28 protein-coding genes and 2 tRNA genes are annotated in these 17,875 nt (G+C 64.8%); 12 read left to right on the top strand and 18 right to left on the bottom strand.

What is annotated here, in order from left to right:
• Window positions 1-26: 26 nt before the first annotated feature.
• From AC5P9W_RS07535 to dxs, 5 genes are all read left to right on the top strand, one after another.
• Window positions 27-578, top strand: coding sequence for a lipocalin family protein (locus AC5P9W_RS07535; protein WP_111098303.1), 552 nt, complete (start codon window positions 27-29; stop codon window positions 576-578).
• A gap of 162 nt (window positions 579-740) precedes the next feature.
• Window positions 741-1,217, top strand: a complete 477-nt coding sequence (locus tag AC5P9W_RS07530) for an LEA/WHy family protein (RefSeq protein ID WP_010486516.1) — start codon at window positions 741-743, stop codon at window positions 1,215-1,217.
• Between the two features lie 65 nt (window positions 1,218-1,282).
• On the top strand, window positions 1,283-3,073 hold the full coding sequence (locus AC5P9W_RS07525; protein ID WP_288041454.1) for an acyl-CoA dehydrogenase C-terminal domain-containing protein: 1,791 nt from the start codon (window positions 1,283-1,285) through the stop codon (window positions 3,071-3,073).
• A 595-nt stretch (window positions 3,074-3,668) separates the two neighbouring features.
• Window positions 3,669-4,334 (top strand): HNH endonuclease, encoded by a 666-nt coding sequence (locus tag AC5P9W_RS07520; protein ID WP_019660544.1) that lies wholly within the window; start codon window positions 3,669-3,671, stop codon window positions 4,332-4,334.
• A gap of 105 nt (window positions 4,335-4,439) precedes the next feature.
• The gene (gene dxs / locus AC5P9W_RS07515; RefSeq protein ID WP_032953273.1) at window positions 4,440-6,347 is read left to right on the top strand and encodes a 1-deoxy-D-xylulose-5-phosphate synthase; all 1,908 of its coding nucleotides are present in this window, start codon (window positions 4,440-4,442) and stop codon (window positions 6,345-6,347) included.
• A gap of 143 nt (window positions 6,348-6,490) precedes the next feature.
• Here dxs and AC5P9W_RS07510 read toward each other — a convergent pair whose 3' ends face one another.
• The 3 genes from AC5P9W_RS07510 to AC5P9W_RS07500 all read right to left on the bottom strand — a co-directional run bounded on the left by AC5P9W_RS07510 (window position 6,491) and on the right by AC5P9W_RS07500 (window position 7,766).
• A complete protein-coding gene (locus tag AC5P9W_RS07510) occupies window positions 6,491-6,694 on the bottom strand; it encodes a hypothetical protein (protein ID WP_005417823.1) in 204 nt (67 codons plus the stop codon).
• Between the two features lie 168 nt (window positions 6,695-6,862).
• Window positions 6,863-7,426 carry a DUF3011 domain-containing protein gene (locus tag AC5P9W_RS07505; protein ID WP_010486507.1) on the bottom strand — a complete coding sequence of 188 codons (564 nt, stop codon included), beginning with the start codon at window positions 7,424-7,426 and terminating at the stop codon, window positions 6,863-6,865.
• Window positions 7,427-7,559: 133 nt separating this feature from the next.
• Window positions 7,560-7,766, bottom strand: coding sequence for a hypothetical protein (locus AC5P9W_RS07500; protein ID WP_021202175.1), 207 nt, complete (start codon window positions 7,764-7,766; stop codon window positions 7,560-7,562).
• 400 nt (window positions 7,767-8,166) lie between these two features.
• Between AC5P9W_RS07500 and AC5P9W_RS07495 the strand changes: the two genes are divergently transcribed.
• The 4 genes from AC5P9W_RS07495 (at window position 8,167) to AC5P9W_RS07480 (ending at window position 9,479) form a co-directional block, all read left to right on the top strand.
• On the top strand, window positions 8,167-8,451 hold the full coding sequence (locus AC5P9W_RS07495; protein WP_005410420.1) for a hypothetical protein: 285 nt from the start codon (window positions 8,167-8,169) through the stop codon (window positions 8,449-8,451).
• A gap of 12 nt (window positions 8,452-8,463) precedes the next feature.
• On the top strand, window positions 8,464-8,697 hold the full coding sequence (locus AC5P9W_RS07490) for a DUF1653 domain-containing protein (RefSeq protein ID WP_021202177.1): 234 nt from the start codon (window positions 8,464-8,466) through the stop codon (window positions 8,695-8,697).
• Window positions 8,698-8,943: 246 nt separating this feature from the next.
• Window positions 8,944-9,150 (top strand): hypothetical protein, encoded by a 207-nt coding sequence (locus AC5P9W_RS07485; RefSeq protein ID WP_227853529.1) that lies wholly within the window; start codon window positions 8,944-8,946, stop codon window positions 9,148-9,150.
• Window positions 9,147-9,479, top strand: coding sequence for an SMR family transporter (locus AC5P9W_RS07480; protein ID WP_019660551.1), 333 nt, complete (start codon window positions 9,147-9,149; stop codon window positions 9,477-9,479). Before AC5P9W_RS07485 ends, AC5P9W_RS07480 begins: the two co-directional genes overlap by 4 nt.
• A gap of 22 nt (window positions 9,480-9,501) precedes the next feature.
• Here the strand turns inward: AC5P9W_RS07480 and AC5P9W_RS07475 are convergent, their stop codons facing one another.
• The 5 genes from AC5P9W_RS07475 to AC5P9W_RS07455 all read right to left on the bottom strand — a co-directional run bounded on the left by AC5P9W_RS07475 (window position 9,502) and on the right by AC5P9W_RS07455 (window position 11,862).
• Window positions 9,502-9,675 (bottom strand): DUF1328 domain-containing protein, encoded by a 174-nt coding sequence (locus AC5P9W_RS07475; RefSeq protein WP_021202178.1) that lies wholly within the window; start codon window positions 9,673-9,675, stop codon window positions 9,502-9,504.
• Window positions 9,676-9,769: 94 nt separating this feature from the next.
• The gene (locus AC5P9W_RS07470; RefSeq protein WP_019660553.1) at window positions 9,770-10,411 is read right to left on the bottom strand and encodes a LysE family translocator; all 642 of its coding nucleotides are present in this window, start codon (window positions 10,409-10,411) and stop codon (window positions 9,770-9,772) included.
• A 98-nt stretch (window positions 10,412-10,509) separates the two neighbouring features.
• Window positions 10,510-11,118, bottom strand: coding sequence for an ATP-dependent Clp protease proteolytic subunit (locus AC5P9W_RS07465; protein ID WP_021202179.1), 609 nt, complete (start codon window positions 11,116-11,118; stop codon window positions 10,510-10,512).
• 37 nt (window positions 11,119-11,155) lie between these two features.
• Window positions 11,156-11,506, bottom strand: coding sequence for an SRPBCC family protein (locus AC5P9W_RS07460; protein WP_346483738.1), 351 nt, complete (start codon window positions 11,504-11,506; stop codon window positions 11,156-11,158).
• Complete coding sequence (locus AC5P9W_RS07455) at window positions 11,506-11,862, bottom strand: ArsR/SmtB family transcription factor (protein WP_227852699.1); 357 nt, start codon at window positions 11,860-11,862, stop codon at window positions 11,506-11,508. Before AC5P9W_RS07455 ends, AC5P9W_RS07460 begins: the two co-directional genes overlap by 1 nt.
• 41 nt (window positions 11,863-11,903) lie before the next feature.
• Here AC5P9W_RS07455 and AC5P9W_RS07450 point away from each other — a divergent pair, with 41 nt between their 5' ends.
• Complete coding sequence (locus tag AC5P9W_RS07450) at window positions 11,904-12,596, top strand: aspartate/glutamate racemase family protein (protein WP_026347077.1); 693 nt, start codon at window positions 11,904-11,906, stop codon at window positions 12,594-12,596.
• Between the two features lie 24 nt (window positions 12,597-12,620).
• Here the strand turns inward: AC5P9W_RS07450 and AC5P9W_RS07445 are convergent, their stop codons facing one another.
• Window positions 12,621-13,016, bottom strand: coding sequence for a hypothetical protein (locus AC5P9W_RS07445; RefSeq protein ID WP_019660558.1), 396 nt, complete (start codon window positions 13,014-13,016; stop codon window positions 12,621-12,623).
• A gap of 243 nt (window positions 13,017-13,259) precedes the next feature.
• Here AC5P9W_RS07445 and AC5P9W_RS07440 point away from each other — a divergent pair, with 243 nt between their 5' ends.
• Together AC5P9W_RS07440 and AC5P9W_RS07435 are read left to right on the top strand one after the other, a co-directional pair.
• A complete protein-coding gene (locus AC5P9W_RS07440) occupies window positions 13,260-13,769 on the top strand; it encodes a DUF3011 domain-containing protein (protein ID WP_021202182.1) in 510 nt (169 codons plus the stop codon).
• An 85-nt stretch (window positions 13,770-13,854) separates the two neighbouring features.
• The gene (locus AC5P9W_RS07435; RefSeq protein ID WP_021202183.1) at window positions 13,855-14,304 is read left to right on the top strand and encodes a GNAT family N-acetyltransferase; all 450 of its coding nucleotides are present in this window, start codon (window positions 13,855-13,857) and stop codon (window positions 14,302-14,304) included.
• Here AC5P9W_RS07435 and AC5P9W_RS07430 read toward each other — a convergent pair.
• From AC5P9W_RS07430 to AC5P9W_RS07390, 9 genes are all read right to left on the bottom strand, one after another.
• A complete protein-coding gene (locus AC5P9W_RS07430; RefSeq protein ID WP_021202184.1) occupies window positions 14,283-14,624 on the bottom strand; it encodes a low molecular weight protein tyrosine phosphatase family protein in 342 nt (113 codons plus the stop codon). The genes AC5P9W_RS07435 and AC5P9W_RS07430 overlap by 22 nt on opposite strands.
• A complete protein-coding gene (locus AC5P9W_RS07425) occupies window positions 14,621-14,821 on the bottom strand; it encodes a hypothetical protein (protein WP_021202185.1) in 201 nt (66 codons plus the stop codon). Before AC5P9W_RS07425 ends, AC5P9W_RS07430 begins: the two co-directional genes overlap by 4 nt.
• Window positions 14,822-14,939: 118 nt before the next feature.
• A tRNA-OTHER gene (locus AC5P9W_RS07420) sits at window positions 14,940-15,009 on the bottom strand.
• Window positions 15,010-15,238: 229 nt separating this feature from the next.
• Window positions 15,239-15,538, bottom strand: a complete 300-nt coding sequence (locus tag AC5P9W_RS07415; RefSeq protein ID WP_456115567.1) for a M35 family metallo-endopeptidase — start codon at window positions 15,536-15,538, stop codon at window positions 15,239-15,241.
• Between the two features lie 28 nt (window positions 15,539-15,566).
• A complete protein-coding gene (locus tag AC5P9W_RS07410; RefSeq protein ID WP_031269379.1) occupies window positions 15,567-15,803 on the bottom strand; it encodes a hypothetical protein in 237 nt (78 codons plus the stop codon).
• 38 nt (window positions 15,804-15,841) lie between these two features.
• On the bottom strand, window positions 15,842-16,483 hold the full coding sequence (locus AC5P9W_RS07405) for a hypothetical protein (RefSeq protein WP_146256788.1): 642 nt from the start codon (window positions 16,481-16,483) through the stop codon (window positions 15,842-15,844).
• A gap of 606 nt (window positions 16,484-17,089) precedes the next feature.
• A tRNA-Pro gene (locus tag AC5P9W_RS07400) sits at window positions 17,090-17,166 on the bottom strand.
• A gap of 68 nt (window positions 17,167-17,234) precedes the next feature.
• Window positions 17,235-17,591: a MerR family transcriptional regulator gene (locus AC5P9W_RS07395; RefSeq protein WP_005410431.1), complete on the bottom strand. Its 357-nt coding sequence runs from the start codon at window positions 17,589-17,591 to the stop codon at window positions 17,235-17,237.
• Window positions 17,572-17,871, bottom strand: coding sequence for an integration host factor subunit alpha (locus tag AC5P9W_RS07390; protein WP_005410432.1), 300 nt, complete (start codon window positions 17,869-17,871; stop codon window positions 17,572-17,574). Before AC5P9W_RS07390 ends, AC5P9W_RS07395 begins: the two co-directional genes overlap by 20 nt.
• Window positions 17,872-17,875 lie beyond the last annotated feature (4 nt).

Below are 17,875 nucleotides of genomic sequence, written 5' to 3'. Positions count from 1 at the left end.
TCCAGACTCCTGCCTGGAGCCTAACGATGCCTCTGCGCCATGCCCTGCTCGCCTGCCTGCTGCTGGCCGCCTTCCCGGTGATCGCCACTGAACCTGTGCGCGCGGTCGAGCGCCTGGACATCGATCGCTACGCCGGCCAGTGGCACGAGATTGCGCATCTTCCGGTTTCGTTCCAGAAGCAATGCGTGGGCGATATCACCGCCAACTACGGGCTGCGCCGCGATGGCCGCATCAGCGTCACCAATGCCTGCCGCAACGGCGACGGAGAACGCGTGGTTGCTGAAGGCGTGGCGCGCCCGGTTGCCGGCCATCCCGGCCAGTTGCAGGTGCGATTCGTTCCGGACTGGCTGAGCTGGGTGCCACTGGTCTGGGCCGACTACTGGGTCCTGGCACTGGACCCGGACTATCAGTGGGCGTTGGTCGGTGAACCGGACCGAAAGTACCTGTGGATCCTCTCGCGCCTGCCGGAAATGGATCGCGCCCAGTTCGAACAGCTGAAAGCCAAGGCCGAGACGATGGGCTACGACCTCGGCCCGCTGCGCCTGATGGCCCCGATTCGCGATACACCCGCCGACTGAACCTCCCCGCATCCGGCGCACCACGCGCGCGCCATCCGGCGCCGCGCACGCCCGGCCGCCATCTTCACGCGCTACCCTCTGCGACGGGTCGCCACAGGCGATCCAAACGACCATACGCCGTAGTATGCTTATCCAACGCACCCCTTCAGAGGAACTGCGCCCATGCTCCACCGTTTCCGTATCGCCTTGATCGTCCTGTGCACCCTCGCCCTTGTTGCCTGCAACAACGGCATCGTCAAGCGTGTTTCGGAACCGGCGGCCAGCCTCCAGCAGCTGACCGTGCGCGCCGACGGCAACTGGACCGTGGCCCTGCGCCTGCAGAACTACAGCTCCATGCCCATGACCTTCGATGACGTCGCGCTGGCGCTGACCGTCGGCGACAGCGACGCCGGCACCCTGCAGGCCAAGCCGGGCATCTCCATTGGCGGCACCTCAGCCGATGTCATCAATGTTGACCTCGTGCCCAGCTCGGCCGCACGCCTGGTGGTGGCCGACGCGCTGGCCAGCAACCGCACCCTGGCTTACGGCCTGAAGGGAACGGTGGCGGCCACGCCGCAGGAAAAGAAGCAGCGCAGCTTCGATATCAGCAGCCGCAGCACCCTCAACCAGGCGCCCGGCCTGCCGGGCGTGCTGCGCTGATTTCCACCTTCCGTCGCGGCGCCTGGCGCCACTCTCCCCTGCCCTGATCAAACCGAGACGTACCGATGAGCAGCTACACCGCCCCGCTTTCCGACCTCCGTTTCGCCCTGCACAACGTGCTCAAGGTCGAACCCCTGTTCGCCCGCCTGGGCTTCACCGACGCCACCGCCGACGTGGTCGATGCCGTGCTGGAGGAAGCCGGCCGCTTCAGCGCCACCGTGCTGGCCCCGCTCAACAGCGTCGGCGACGAGATCGGCTGCGTGCTCGACCAGGCCACCGGTGAAGTGACCACCCCGCCCGGCTTCAAGCAGGCCTACGACCAGTTCGTCGATGGCGGCTGGACCGGCCTGACCGCCTCGCCGGAACTGGGTGGGCAGGGCCTGCCGCACACCCTGGGCGTGCCGCTCAACGAAATGATCAACGCCGCCAACCTGGCGTGGGGCAACTTCCCGCTGCTCTCGCACGGCGCCATCGAAGCGCTGAAGCAGCACGGCGAAGCCTGGCAGCACGAGGCCTTCCTCAAGCCGCTGATCGAAGGTCGCTGGACCGGCACCATGTGCCTGACCGAACCGCACTGCGGCACCGACTTGGGCCTGCTGAAGACCAAGGCCGAGCCGAATGCCGATGGCAGCTACGCGATCACCGGCACCAAGATCTTCATCACCGCCGGCGAGCACGACCTGACCGGCAACATCGTGCACCTGGTGCTGGCCAAGCTGCCCGACGCCCCTCCGGGCGCCAAGGGCATCTCGCTGTTCGTCACCCCCAAGTTCAAGGTCGACCGCGAAGGTAACGTCGGCGAGCGCAACGCACTGCGCTGCGGCTCGATCGAGCACAAGATGGGCATCAAGGGGTCGGTCACCTGCGTGATGAACTTCGATGGCGCACAGGGCTACCTGGTCGGCCAGCCGCACAAGGGCCTGCAGGCGATGTTCACCATGATGAACACCGCGCGCCTGGGCGTTGGCCTGCAGGGCATCGGCCTGTCCGAGCGCGCCTACCAGAACGCACTGAAGTACAGCCGTGAGCGCCTGCAGTCGCGCGCCCTGAGTGGCGCCAGGTTCCCGGACAAGCCGGCCGACCCGATCCTGGTCCACCCGGATGTGCGACGCATGCTGCTGACGGTGAAGTCGCTGGTCGAAGGCAGCCGCCTGCTGGCGCTGCACGCTGCCACCCTGATCGACATTGCCCACCATGCCGGCGATGCCGCCGAGCGCGAGCGCGCCGACACCCTGGTGAGCTTCCTCACGCCCATCTCGAAGGCCTGCCAGACCGAATGGGGCATCGAGAACACCTACAACGCCCTGCAGTGCTTCGGTGGCCACGGCTACATCCGCGAACACGGCATGGAACAGCTGGCCCGCGATGCGCGCATCACCACGCTGTATGAAGGCACCACCGGCATCCAGGCGCTGGACCTGATCGGCCGCAAGACCGCCTCCAGCCAGGGCGCCGGCCTGAAGCTGATGCTGGCCGAGATCGAAGCCTTCGCCAAGGAACACGAGGGCAACGAAGCGCTGGCCGAGTTCATTGGCCCGCTGCGCGCCAAGGCCGCCGAATGGGGCAAGCTGACGATGGACGTGCTGCAGCGCGCGGCCGGCAATCCGGACGAACTGGGCGCAGCCAGCTACGACTACCTGTTCTATTCGGGTTACGTGGTGCTGGCCTACTGGTGGGCCCGCAGCGTGGCCGCCGCCGATGCCAGCGCGCACGGTGCCGCTTTCGCCCAGGGCAAGCGCGAAACCGCGCGCTTCTACTTCGCCCGCGTGCTGCCGCGCACCCTCAGCCACGCCGCCGCCATCCAGGCCGGCGCCGCCCCGCTGATGGCAATGGACGACGAGCGCTTCGGCGCCTGAGCCGGGCTGCCGCCCGGCACCCGCGGTAGTGCCGGCCGCTGGCCGGCAACCGCAATAGGAACAGCTGGATCCCGGTGGATGGCGGGGCGGTGTGGGCTGGCAGGACACGCCGTAAACCCCGCTCCGCGGTCCGGCCCAGCCGCTGGCGGCTGGGCGTTCGGGCGCTTGCGAAGCAGTGCTTCGCAAGCAAAGCGCCCTCACCCCTGGGGGCTCGATGGCGCCTTGCTCGTGTGCGCTGTCCTGCGCACACGGCAAGACCGGGGTTGGGGCGTCCTGCCCAACCCGCCCGAGGCATGCCTCGGGCCCATGGCGCCAACGGTCCTGCCAACCCACACCGCCCCGCCTCTGACAGTTCCCCGCGATCTGAAATCCACGCCACGCGTGGATGAAAGCCACCGAAATCCCCCTGGGGAAAAGCCCCCCCTTGTTAAGGGGGGCGCGCCAATGGCGCAGGGGATAGGAGGAATGCGTGGGCATCCCAACCCGCCATCGGCGGGCTGGGATGCGGAATGCGCGGACCTGAATCTTGCGATTTGGGTTTCGCCCACAGGGCGATACCCAAATCGCAATGATTCAGGTATAAGCTGTTCTCCCGATGGAGACAGACACTACACGCTTGGGTCTGATCGAAGCCGGAGCTCCCCTTTCTGCTCCGGGCGCCGAAGCATCGCCCAACGCCACGACGCTGCATCGCCCCGGATCGGTCCGGCTGCTCTCGCTTGATGCCCACGGACGCGTACTGGACTGGATCACCTGGCAGGACGCAGCCTGCCTCTACGCCCGCGAAGCGGTTGCCTGGACGCTGGGCGATCCCTGCCTGCACATCCACGGCGGTACCAACCGCTTCAGCGGCCTGCAGAGCGGCATGGACCTGCACCCGATCATTGCCGCCCGCGGCCACGCCCGCTCCCGCGCGATCGATCCGACACCGAACCTGACCAACCCGGCCCTGTTCGCCCGCGACGCCCATCTGTGCATGTACTGCGGCCAGCAGTTCAACCGCCCCACGCTCACCCGCGACCACGTCGTGCCGCTGTCCAAGGGCGGCCTGGACTGCTGGGAAAACGTGGTCACCGCCTGCTTCCACTGCAATTCGCGCAAGAGCGACCGCACCCCGCAGCAGGCCGGCATGCCCCTGCTGGCAGTCCCCTACCGGCCCAGCTGGATCGAGCACCTGATCCTGTCCAACCGCAACATCCTGGCCGACCAGATGGCCTTCCTGAAGGCGCAATTGCCCAAGCGGTCGAAACTGAGCACCTGAACGCCCGAAAATGCAACCCTCACCGTCTTGTCACGGGCGGCGGCGTTTGCTTGCCCCACCCCCGTTTGAGGGCGAAAATGGGCGTTCAGAAAAAGTGCGAACATGATGATCGACTCTGCCCGCTATCCCCGCCTCGCGCGCATCCAGACTCCGGATGACCTTCGCACGTTCGACGAATCCGAATTGAGGGCGGTCGCCGACGAACTGCGCGCCTACCTCATCGAATCGGTGGGCAAGAGCGGCGGCCACTTCGCCGCCGGCCTGGGCGTGATCGAACTCACCGTGGCCCTGCACTACCTCTACCAGACTCCGGTCGATCAGCTGGTCTGGGACGTGGGTCACCAGACCTACCCGCACAAGATCCTGACTGGCCGCCGCGACGAGATCCATACCGTCAAGCAGAAGGACGGCGTCGCGCCGTTCCCGAAGCGCGAGGAAAGCGAGTACGACACCTTCGGCGTCGGCCACTCCTCGACCTCGATCTCGGCGGCACTGGGCATGGCCATCGCCCGCCAGTCCGAAGGCGACGACCGCAAGATCGTGGCCGTGATCGGTGACGGCGCGATGACCGCCGGCATGGCGTTCGAAGCGCTGATGCATGCCGGCGGCATGGAGCCGGAACCGAACCTGCTGGTGATCCTCAACGACAACAACATGTCGATCTCCGAGGCGGTCGGCGGCCTGACCAAGATGCTCGGCCGTGCTACCGGCAGCCGCACGCTCAATGCGCTGCGCGAAGGCGGCAAGAAGATCCTCGGTGACAAGAAGAACAACCCGGCGCGCTTCGTGAAGCGCTGGGAAGAACACTGGAAGGGCATGTTCGTGCCGTCCACGATGTTCGAGGAAATGGGTTTCCACTACACCGGCCCGATCGACGGCCACGACATGCCCGCCCTGCTGTCCACGCTGAAGACGCTGCGCGCCTCCAAGGGCCCGAAGCTGCTGCACGTGATGACGACAAAGGGCAAGGGCTACGAGCCGGCTGAAGGCGATCAGATCGGCTACCACGCGGTGGGTCCGTTCGATCCGGACAAGGGCCTGGTGGCCAAGGCCGGTGCCAAGAAGCCGACCTACACCGATGTGTTCAGCGACTGGCTGTGCGATGCCGCCGCCGCCGAACCGCGCCTGTACGGCATCACCCCCGCGATGCGCGAAGGCTCCGGCCTGGTGCGTTTCAGCAAGGAATACCCGCAGCGCTACTTCGACGTGGCCATTGCCGAACAGCACGCGGTCACCCTCGCCGCCGGCATGGCGACCCAGGGGGGCAAGCCGGTGGTGGCGATCTACTCGACCTTCCTGCAGCGCGCGTACGACCAGTTGGTGCATGACGTGGCCATCCAGGACCTGGATGTGCTGTTCGCGATCGACCGCGCCGGCGTGGTCGGCCCGGACGGCGCGACCCATGCCGGCAACCTCGACCTGAGCTTCCTGCGTTGCGTGCCGAACATGGTGGTGATGGCCCCCTCCAACGAAGCAGAATGCCGGCAGATGCTCAGCACCGGCCTGCAGCACCCCGGCCCGGCAGCCGTGCGTTATCCGCGTGGCACCGGCACCGGCGTGGCTGCCGGCACCGACCTGTCCACCCTGCCGATCGGCAAGGGCGAGCTGCGCCTGCAGGGCAGCCGCATCGCCCTGCTGGCCTTCGGCAGCACGGTGGCCGCCGCCGAGCAGGTCGGCCGCGAACTGGGCCTGAGCGTGGTCAACATGCGTTTCATCAAGCCGCTGGACCGCGAGCTGTTGCTGGCTGTGGCCGCCCAGCACGAGGGCCTGGTGACGATCGAAGACAACGTGGTGGCCGGTGGCGCCGGCTCCGGCGTCGGTGAGCTGCTCAACGCCGAAGGCGTGCTGCGCCCCATCCTGCACCTGGGCCTGCCCGACAGCTACCAGCACCACGCCAGCCGTGAAGACCTGCTGGCCGAAGCCGGTATCGATGCCGCGGGCATCCGCGCGGCGGTACTCAAGCGCTGGCCGCAGCTGGCCGCCGGCACACCGCCGCTCAGCGCGGCCGGCTGAGGCCGATTGCCAATCCGTGGATCCACGCATGGCGTGGATCTCCTGCGGAACAGAGGCGCAGACCCACGCCAGATGCAAAGTAGATCGACGCCATGCGTGGATAGCGGGGTCCCAGAACCGGATCTGGCCGGAAGCCCCAACCCTCAGCCGTAGCTGACCGCTTCCACGAAGGCGCCGCTGGCTTCCACCCGCACCGCAGCGCGCTGCCCGGTGTCGACGAAGTGGAGACGTGCAAGGGTCTCGGCGAAATCATAGGCTCTGGCACCGTCGCGGAACTCGATCGGTTCGGGCCGGTCCGGGTGCAGCACGCGCCATTGGCGTTGCTCGCATTGCAGGCGGATCAACATGCAGCTCACTCCTTGAGGCAGCGTATCGACGGTGGCGGGATGGGCGTGCCGGTTACGGCAGACGTCATCGCGACGGATCAGGGGCACGCAGGGGTGCCCTGATTCGCAGAAGATACGACGTTCAAAATGTGAGCTGTATCAGATTATTCTGATTTTCGAGGGGCGCGCTCAATTCACCTGGAACTGCGCCCGGCAGCCGTCGCTGACCCAGATGCCACGGCGGTCCCAGCCCCAGGTCTGGCCTTCGATGCAGGCACTGCGTGAATCCTGGCGGACCAGGCGCACGCCACGGCGGATGCGGGCATCGCAGTATTCCTGGCGGTGACCGTTGGAATGGCAGGTGATCACCTCGCCCCCGCCCCAGCCATTGCCACCATTGCCCCAGCCGTTGCCATGGCCACCACCCCAGCCACCGCCGCGGCGGTACTCGCCGACGAACTCGGCACGGCAGCCCTGGGTGACCCAGACGCCGTAGCGCGATTGCCCCCAGGTCTCGCCTTCCACGCACGGCGAGCCGGACAACTGACGGATCATCCGGGCACGGCCTTCCAGGCGGCATTCATTGCTGCGGTTCTTGATCGATTCGCAGCGTACGATGCCGCCGCCGTCGCGACCGCCATAGCGATCGTCGTCATAACCGTAGCCATAGCTCTGCGCCTGCGCGCCGCCTGCGGCGGCCAACATCGGCAGCAGCGTGCAGGCCAGGGTGCGCCAGGTGAGTGCCTTGCCCATCGGAATCTCCACATGAATACGATGGCGCAAGCATCCGGGATTCGCGGCGCGGCGGACAGGGGGCGCCCCCAAGGCGGTTCTTTCCCCATTCAAACAGCTCAACCGTGGCTGACTGCACCTCGGCCGGGTGGTGTCAACGTCCGAAGTGGAGTGCGTCCACGGAATTGCCAAGCGCCTCGACCCGTACCGTGCTGCACTGGCCGGTGCGGCGGTGGTGCTCCTGGGCCCGCGCTGCGGCGACATCGAAGGCCTCGGCGCCCCGTGCATAACGGGTTGCGTCATGCGCCTGCGGGTCCAGTACGGACCAGTGCCGGGCATTGCATTGAACGGTAATGACCATTGGAGACTCCTGCGGAATGGGTCAAGCCGGCGACGGAAGGCCCTGAGCACCGGTACCCCAGCAGGCTAGCGATCGCCTCCGGGATGGCCCATCAGATTTGTACGAAAATGCCGCGCCGCGCTGTCAGGGCCCCCGCCATCACATCCCTGAGGCCGTTTAGTGAGTCCCCTTTCGTGACCCTTGTCACGGAGTTGGCGGAGCTTCACACTACCGTCACCAACAGGGGCCCCTTCCACATGCGCACCTTCTTCTCGCAGCAGCGTTGGACGCTGCTGAAGTTCTACTTCGTGGCCAGCTACCTCGTGCTGATCGAGGAACTGATCCGCGCCGCCATGCACTGAGCGCTTGCTGCAGGGCTATTTGCGGCAGACACTGTCGCTTTAGGCACGGAGCCCGCCCGATGAAAGCGCTTCTTCTGATTCCAGCCCTGCTGGTGCTGTCCGCCTGTGCCAACCAGCATCAGGCCGCTGCGCGTGCCGATACGGCGGCCACTTCGCCTGCAACGCCGAAGGTCGGTGGCGACCGCGATGCCCACGGTTGCATCGGTTCGGCCGGCTACCAGTGGTGCGAGCACAGCCAGCGTTGCGAACGTCCGTGGGAACTGGCGCAGGCACAGGGTCTGGCCAACACCGCCGAAGCCATCGATGCCTACTGCGCGAAGCCGGCCAGCCCGGCGCGCAAGTGAGTCGCGCCGCCCATGGCCGAGCTGAGTCCGCTACCCACCCTGGCCCCGGGCCGCTACCGCCACTTCAAGGGCGGCGAGTACGAAGTGCTCGACATCGTCCGCAGCAGTGAGACCCTGCAGCCGATGGTGCTGTACCGCGCGCTGTATGGCGAAGGTGGCCTGTGGGTACGCCCGTACACCATGTTCGTCGAGCAGGTGCCGGGCGAGCACGGACCGCAACCGCGTTTCGCCCGCATCGACGCATGATGGCTCCGCTGCCGGCCTTGGCCGGCAGCGCGCGGCAACGCGGTGGGCCTGCGCTACAGTCGTACCGTCCAGTCGGTTTCTTCCCGCCACGCCGGTATCCGCTCCTGTTCGCGCTGCAAGGCAGCCGACCGCGTGCGCCAATCACTGCTGCGGGCCACCATCGAAGTAGCCTGCCGTAATGGCTTGGCTGCTGGTGGATGAAGCCACCGGCGCGCTGATCGGCGATTTCGAAGCGCGGGCAACCCGATGGAACCAGCGCTGCCTGCGCTTGACGTCCTGGAAGCGTGCGATGCTGGCCGAATCCTGGCGACGCCAACGGTACGCGGCGCGCTGCACGCTGCCAATGGCTTCTGGGCCACGGCCTACCCGCTGGACGCGCAGGAACGTGCCAGCGCATTGACCATGGCCGAACAGGCGCTGAAACTGAGCGCAATGAGCTGGAGCGGTCAATGAATTCCTATCTCTACCTTGCCGCTGCCATCGTGCTGGAAGTGATTGCCACATCACTGCTGAAGGCGTCCGACGGCATGAGCCGGCTGGCGCCGACACTGGGCGCACTGGTCGGCTATGGACTGTGCTTCTACCTGTTGTCGATGACCATGAAGTCGATCCCGACCGGCATCGCCTACGCGATCTGGTCCGGCGTCGGCATCGTGCTGATCTCGCTGATCGGGCTGGTGGTGTTCAAGCAGCGCCTGGATGCACCCGCGCTGATCGGCATCGGCCTGATCTGCGCCGGTGTACTCGTGATCAACCTGTTTTCGCGCAGCAGCGCGCACTGAGCACGCTGCTGCGCGATCAACGCTAGCTGACCTTCTTGGCCACGGTCATGCCGAGCAGGAACAGCACCACGGCGATGATGATGCCGGCCCAGAACAGGAACTTGGCGATGCCGACCGAGGCACCGGCGATGCCACCGAAGCCGAGCACGCCTGCGATCACACCGATGATGGCGAAGATGATGGCCCACTTGATCATGTCAAACCTCTCCCTGCGGGGACTGCGTACTGGATGATCAGGCTAGGCCGTCACCGATGCGGCAGTCGTGAACAGGCCGCGTGCGCGGCGTGAATCAGCGCGGACGAAAGCGCAGCAGCGCGACGGCAAACGCCAGGAACACGCTACCGACCAACCGCTCGAACCAGCGTCGCGCAAAGGGTTCGGCCAGCCAGCGGCGCAGGCCATGGCCACCGGCTGCATACATCACGTACCAGAACAGTTCGCAAGCGGCGAAGGTGGCCACCAGCACGCTGTACTGAAACGCCTGGCCACGTGACGGGTCAACGAACTGCGGCAGGAACGCCGCCGCGAACAGCAGCAGCTTGGGATTGCTCAGGCCCACCAGAAGGCCACCACGGAACACGGTCCAGGCACCAAGCGTCGGCATCATCGGCAGTGCGGCATCCACCGTCACCGTAGGCGCGGGACGACAGCTGTCGCGCCATGCCTTCAGGCCCAGCCAGGCCAGGTAGGCCACGCCCAGATAGCGCAGCACTTCGAACAGCATCGGCGAGGAATGAAGCAATGCGCTCAGGCCAGCAGCGGACGCGGCCAGCACCAGCAGCATCGCCAGCAGGCAGCCGGCCATCGCCGGTACACTGCCGCGGAAGCCGAGTCCGACGCTGCGGCCGAGGATATGCAGCATGTTCGGCCCCGGCGTGCCACACAGAACGAACACCGTGGCGAGGAACCACCACCAGGTATGCAGGGCCATGGCGCACATCCACTTCAGAAGACCGTACGAGCATAGAGTGCGTCTGCAACGCGCGGCACATACAGCACAGCGTGGATGTGGTGGTTACAGAGGCAGGCTCAGGCCGCGTGCTCGTCGCGCCGTACCAGTACCTGGTCGATCAGGCCCCATTCGCATGCCTGCTCGGCACTCATGAAACGATCGCGGTCCAGGGTCTGCTCGACCTCCTCGACACTGCGTCCGCAATGCTGCGCATACAGCCGGGTGATGCGCTGCTTGGTGCGCTGCATTTCCTCGGCGTGGATGAAGATGTCCGAAGCCTGGCCCTGTACCCCGCCCAGCGGCTGGTGCACGTGCAGGCTGGCATTGGCCAACGCCGCGCGGTGACCCGGCTCGCCGGCCATCAGCAGGAACGACCCCATCGACCGCGCGGTGCCCATGCACAGCGTATGCACCGGAGCAGAGATGTATTGCATCGTGTCGTACATCGCCAAGCCGCTGGAAATGACTCCGCCTGGCGAGTTGATGTACAGATGGATCGGCTTCTCCGGGTTTTCCGATTCCAGGAACAGCAGTTGCGCGCAGACCAGCGCCGATACGGTGTCATCGACTTCGCCGTTGAGAAAGATGATGCGCTCGCGCAGCAGCCGCGAGTAGATGTCATAGGAACGCTCGCCGCGCTCGCTGCGTTCCACCACCATCGGTACCAGCTGCATCCTGTCCCGCATGTGCCTGCTCCCTATAGCGTTCGATCCAAGCGCTGGTTCAAGCCGCGCGCATCACCGTGCGATGCTCATCGTTGGAAGCCGGCCGGATCAGAGAACGCCCGTCAGTGAGCCGATGCACGATGGTCAGCACCGTCCCTCCACCCTCATCCGCGCGCAGCCGGAAACACACCAGACTGTGCAGATGTGGGGGCTGCGCATCGCGCAAGCGGAAGCCCAGCTCCCGTCCCTCCTCGCAGAGGCAGGGCTGCGGGTCGGCAAGATCGGCTGCGGGCAACCAGCGCTCACGCAGCGCCGGGTCCAACAGTGCGCGCCAGACCCGTTCCGGTGGCGCTGGCAGCCACTGCTCCATCACCAACGCAGGAGCCGCTTCGTTCAGAACGTCGTCCATCAATCCATCTCCTTCAGCAGATCCTGCAAGGCATCCATACGCGCGGGCCAGTAGGCCCGGTATCGCTGCAGCCAGTTGCCGATGTGGGCCAGTCCGCGCGGATCGACCTCGTAGTAGACGAAGCGGCCTTGGCGCTGTTCGCTCACCAGCCCGGCATCGCGCAGCACCGCCAGGTGCTGGGACATCGCAGACTGGCTGATCGCCATGCCCTCGCGCAGCGCGCTGGCATGCTGCCCGCCCTCGGCCAGCTTTTCGAAGATGTGGCGGCGGGTGGGGTCGGCCAGCGCTTTGAAGAGGGCGTTCTCGATCATGACCAATACATTAGCAATCACTAATGTGTAGTGCAACTCCCGCATCGGCTGTGCTGCAATGACGGCTCCCCGGCATGGAGCTGTGCATGAAGACCCTTGGCCTGATCGGCGGCATGAGCTGGGAAAGCTCGGCGCAGTATTACCGGCTCATCAACGAGGACGTGCGGCAGCGCCTCGGTGGCGCACATTCGGCGCAGCTGCTGCTGTGGTCGGTGGACTTCGCCCCGATCAAGCAGCTGCAGCACGACGGCGACTGGGATGCACTGGGCGACCACATGGTTGAGGCCGCACGGCGCCTGCAGGCCGGTGGTGCCGAACTGCTGCTGGTCTGCACCAACACCATGCACCAACTGGCCGACCGCATCGAGGCGGCCTGCCCACTGCCACTGCTGCATATCGCCGACCCCACCGCCCAGGCCATCGTGCAGGCAGGGGCGCGAAAGGTGGGCCTGCTCGGCACCGCCTTCACCATGGAGCAGGACTTCTACCGCGGCCGGCTGCAGGATCGCTTCGGATTGGAGGTCCTGGTTCCCGAAGCCGATGATCGTCGCAGCGTGCACGACATCATCTACCAGGAACTGATCGCCGGCGTGGTCAGCGAACACTCACGACAGGTCTACGCCGGCGTGATCGAGAGACTGGTCGCGCGCGGCGCCGAGGCCATCATCCTCGGCTGTACCGAGATCATGCTGCTGGTACGGCCGGAGGACAGCACAGTGCCGCTGTTCGATACCACTGCACTGCATGCGCGGGCCGCCGTGGACGCGGCGCTGGCGTGAATCAATGCGCGCCGGAACGCGGAATCAGTCCGCGCCCTGCACTTCCAGCGCGGTGATCAGCCATTCGACCACCGCCTGGGAATCGCACAGGAAGAAGATGGCATCGCCGGAGCGCGCTTCGGTAAGCAGGCGATAGACCGTGATCGCCACCGCCGACTGGTTGGCGATGAACACTTCCGGGCTGCGCGGCCCTTCGCTGTGGCCGGCAACCGCGTGCAGCGCCTTGCGTGCGGCCACGGTCGCAACCGGGTCCGCGCTGCGGGTCAGTTCCGGCCCGCGCAGGCCCCAGGCAGTGAACACGTGCTTGCCCTTGAACGTGGTGTCCAGGACCCGCACCTCGGCGCCGCCTGCGTCGGCCGAGCGATGAATGACGGTACTGCTGATCAACGCAACCCCCTGTGGTCGTCGTGGTCCGCGCATCCTCCCGCACAGGCCGCCCGCACACCAGTGACGGCAGCCACAGGCTGCGCCGACAGGCGTGGAAGACATGTAAGAAGGTGTAAACCGATGCGATCGGATGTGCAGCGATGATACGGGATGTAAGCCTCTGCATGGGCCCGTGCGCACTACTAAATCCTTACTGAGCCACTTCCGGAACGATGCGTTCCGACGGCCCCGTGCTGGGTCATTCTTGCCGCCCGAATCCCCCGCTCGAGGCTCCCCATGACCCTTCGCCCGCTGCTGCCGATCACCGGTGCCGTCCTTGCCCTGCTGCTGGCCGCCACCGCCGTGGCCGCCCAGGACCACGACACTGATCACATTCCAGCGCTGCGCTGCGAATCCCAGTTCAACAAGACCGAGCAATGCCCCATTGAGGGCCCGATGCGCCTGGCCAGGCAACTGTCGGTCACCCGCTGCGTGGAGAACCAGAACTGGGGCCAGAGCCGCCGCACGTTATGGGTGACCGACGGCTGCCGCGCCGAGTTCGTCGCCGACGGATACGGGCGCTGGCCGGGACGTGGCCGTGGCCGTGATCGCGACAACGAGGGTGAACGCCTGGTCTGCGAGTCCTACGAGAACAAGGGCAAGGAGTGCCGCATCCGCGTCCGCCACGAGGTGCGGCTGGTCAAGCAGAAATCGGTGACGACCTGCATCGAGGACCGCAACTGGGGATGGGACCGTCGCGGCGTGTGGGTCAGCGACGGCTGTCGTGCCGAGTTCCGGGTGTATTGACTGCCTGCCACGCGCTGGCTGTGGCGCATGCGCGGACACGGCCGACGTGATCGATAGACTGGGCGCAACCAGCCCAGGAGCTTCGATGGTGCCGCCCGATCCTTCCTCGACGACGCTGCATATCCGCGAGGCAACGCCCGCCGACGTTCCCGCGTTGATCGCGCTCGACAGCGTTGCGGCCCACGATCCGCGGCGCGCACGGCAGATCAGCGACTGGCAGGCCAGCGGTGGCATGCACGTGGCCGAACGGTCCGGCCAGCTGGCCGGTTACCTGGTCATCCATCGTCACTTCTTCGGCGAAGCCTTCGCCGAGATGCTCATGGTGGCGCGCGAACAACGCAGACAGGACGCCGGCGCCGCCCTGCTGCGCCATGCCATCGCGCTGCAGGGGCAAGGCAAGCTGTTTACTTCGACGAATGCATCCAACACCAGCATGCAATGCCTGCTCGCCGCCTCGGGTTTCATCGAAAGTGGCATCGTGCATGGATTGGACGAAGGCGATCCGGAACTGATCTACTGCTTTGCCGGCAGCTGATCGAGATACACGGCCACCTTGGCGTCCAGCAGGTCCATCAACAGCGGATCCATGCAGCGATAGTCGTCGGGGATGTCCAGGCAATGCAGGCGCTTGTGTTCCAGCAGTCGCGCGTACGTGGCCTGCAGGCGATGCTGGTGCTTGGCCTCCATCGCGAAGATGACATCGGCCCAGCGGATATCCGCCGGGCCGATGGGGCGTCGTGCGTGCGGGCTGGTACCGGCCGACAGCGCGTTGAAGCCGGGCCGCCGTCGCCACATGGCTTCGGCGGTCGGGCTGCGCAGCTGGTTGCGGCTGCAGACGAACAGCAGGTTGATCATTCCTGTTCCTGCAGTTGGCGGGCGCTGAGGACCGGATAGGTGAAGCCCAGCTGGCGTGCGCGCGCGAGCTTGGCATCGCGCGTATACAGCAGCTTCCAGTTCTTCTCGGGCTTGTAGCTGTAGGCGGTCGTGGCGCGGTCGCCACCATGGTTGCGGGCCTGGCTGCGACGCCAGGCACGGTTTCTTGCAGATTCCATGATGTGTTCTCGTGAGTACCGGGTTCAGCAGCCGCGGTAGTACGAGTGGCGCGCAGCATACACCGCACGCACAAAAAAAACCCACGCATCGCTGCGCGGGCTTCTTGATTCATCACAGTGGTCGGGACGGCCGGATTCGAACCGACGACCCTCTGTCCCCAGGCATCATCACTGGTTGCCCCATCCCGTTGATCTATAAGGGTTTCAGGCCTGCACCGGGCCTCCCAGAAGTGCCGATTGAGGCCCAATTCAATCAATTACTTCCGCGCTGATAGGGTTGCAGCCACCGGGACTAAACATGGCTCCGCATCTGCTGCGGCCCTGCCCTCATCTACGCCCTACGGGCGTCGCTCGGACGGAGCTTGGTCACCGGCGGCGGCTTGGCGGGCTCCAATGACCGCACCCTCCTGCCTCGGACTATTCCGGCGGAGAAAAACCGTGTGCTTGACCCAAAACGAAAAACTTGTACGCGTTCGGGAATCGAACAGCGCCTGGATGTGAGCTGGCCGCCAACTCTAGTGCGTACGAAAGAGATGAGACATTCTTGCCGGGGACCGGCGGATGCCGCAGCGCCATGCCCTTGTCGTCAGTAAAATGAGTGAACTCGTGGACCATCGTGCCAACCTTTGAGGGTTCACCAATGTGATTGGCGGGCAGCATAGATAGGGACCAAAATACAGGGCATGCGTGAATTACGTATGGAGCACCTGACTGCACATAAGCAATGGTGTCTGCCGGCACTTCGTCAGCATTGCACCGGCAGGAGAGGGACACCGGCGGCTTCGGGGGTCACTCCGTCTCCCGAAATTCTCCAGATGATCGCCATCAAAGTGCTATCAACCAGCGCATCATCTTCGTTGACATCTTCACCGGCAACGACGTTGACGTCCGGGCCATGCTCCCCGAAATAGCGCGTATAGTGAACTGAGGGGCTGAACCTCAGCCACAACTCAGTTTCAGATGTTGTATCGACCTCAGTCATCTGCTGGAGCTGGCTCAGCGCATTTCCTGCACCAATCGTTACCCCAGCCAATACACTCTGGAAAATTGCACTTTTTTGGCCGAAGGCGGGGTGCCGGCCGGATCGACACATGCCACAGGTTCAAGAAACTCCCCCGCCCGGGCTTGCTTCATTGTTCTTCCAGTAACGGGTACAACAACCGTGCGGGGTGCGGGATACGCACTTTGCCACTTGCCTGATTGCCGCTTTATGGGCCCAGCTTCCGCATTCCTGCCGTCGGCGGTGCGATAGGAAATCGGGGCTCGCAAGCCAATGGTGTAACCCAGCCCTGGCGACAGACTATAGCCACTTGCAAGATTTATATCTAGGCTGAAACTGCCGCCAGGAGGTATGGACAAAGAACTCGGAGTTTCGGAGAGCGTATCCCTCATTATCCCGAAGAACTGGACTTCGCGCCCATCCTGCTGTTTCACTATGAAGGGATCATCCAACAACATTTTGCGAGCATTGAGCGTCGGCAGAGAAGACTCAGCGACTACCGCAACCTGGTCACCGACATTCGAGAGCTTCAACGCGATTGAAGTTTCTCCCAGGTCGCCCTTCAGCGGAACTATTTCGACTTGTAGCCGAGCGTCGGCCATCGCAACATTGCTGCTACAAAGCGCGATGAACAGCATTGCCACTTTAATGGGTGATTTCATTCCGCCACCCGCCTTCTTCCATGATTCAAGATGCGTTATTAACATACAGATCAGCATTTTCCAACCCGAACCTCAGCCATCGATCTGTAGGACTTCCCCGAACCGCAGATTAAATTTTCGAACCGCCATAAGAATCACGTTTTTGCAGGCGCTGACCTCCAGGATCTTTTGCTACCGCGCCTACGCCACTGTGCCGAGCTCGGCCATCATCGCAAAGGCCATCGCCGGCGAGACCGTTGGACTTCAGTGAAGCGTCGAAGAACTACGCCTTTCGCCTGGCAATCGAGCGCATCAGCGGAGAGCCGCGAGTTCCAGGACGTCCGCGAGTCAATCAGCTTGGATCGGCATGCATCAGGTGTCACTCCAGGAGATCCGCAGGCTTGGCGGTGCTCTTCCACACAACCGTCGAGGTTGGTCGGAAGAACAAGTGCAGCACCTTCTCACACACAGCTCGCCGGCGATGACCGAGGTGTATCTGGAAGGCCACGAAAGGCCGTGGACCGAGATCAACACGGGCATCCTCGCCATTCGATAGGATGGCGATAGGGTGCACAACGAAGAAGGGCCTGCACCGTATGGCGCAAGCCCTTTTTCTATCGCTGCTTTTGGTCGGGACGGCCGGATTCGAACCGACGACCCTCTGCCCCCCAGGCAGATGCGCTACCAGGCTGCGCTACGCCCCGACTGATGCTGCGATGTGCCCGCCAGTGCGGCGGGCCGTGAAGTATAGCGGATTACGATGGAAATGGGATCAGCGGCGCAACAACTGCAGCACTTCTTCCAGTTCCATGCGCACCTGCTTGATGATCTGGTTGCTCAGCGCCGATTCCTCGCGGGCATCGGGGCCGTCCAGACGCAGGCGTGCACCACCGATGGTGTAGCCCTGTTCGTACAGCAGGCTGCGGATCTGCCGGACCATCAGCACGTCGTGGCGCTGGTAGTAGCGGCGGTTGCCTCGGCGCTTGGCCGGCTCAAGGCTGGGAAACTCGGTTTCCCAGTAGCGCAGGACGTGCGGCTTGACGTCGCACAGCTCGCTGACTTCACCGATGGTGAAGTAGCGCTTGGCCGGAATCGGCGGTAGTTCGCGGTTACTGCCCGGATCCAGCATAAGCTTCCACCCTCTCCTTGAGCTTCTGGCCCGGACGGAAGGTGACCACCGTACGGGCGGAAATCGGAATTTCCTCGCCGGTCTTGGGGTTGCGACCCGGGCGCTGGTTCTTGCGCCGCAGATCGAAATTACCGAAGCCCGACAGCTTCACCTGACGTCCCTGTTCCAATGCTTCACGCAGCACATCGAAAAACGCGTCGACGAATTCCTTGGCTTCCCGCTTGTTCAGACCGACTTCGTCGAACAGCTTTTCCGCCATCTCCGCCTTGGTCAATGCCATTGCC

The sequence above is a fragment of the Stenotrophomonas sp. YJH_SMC_33 genome, from assembly GCF_059372295.1.
This window is presented reverse-complemented; position numbering and strand designations above follow the sequence as displayed.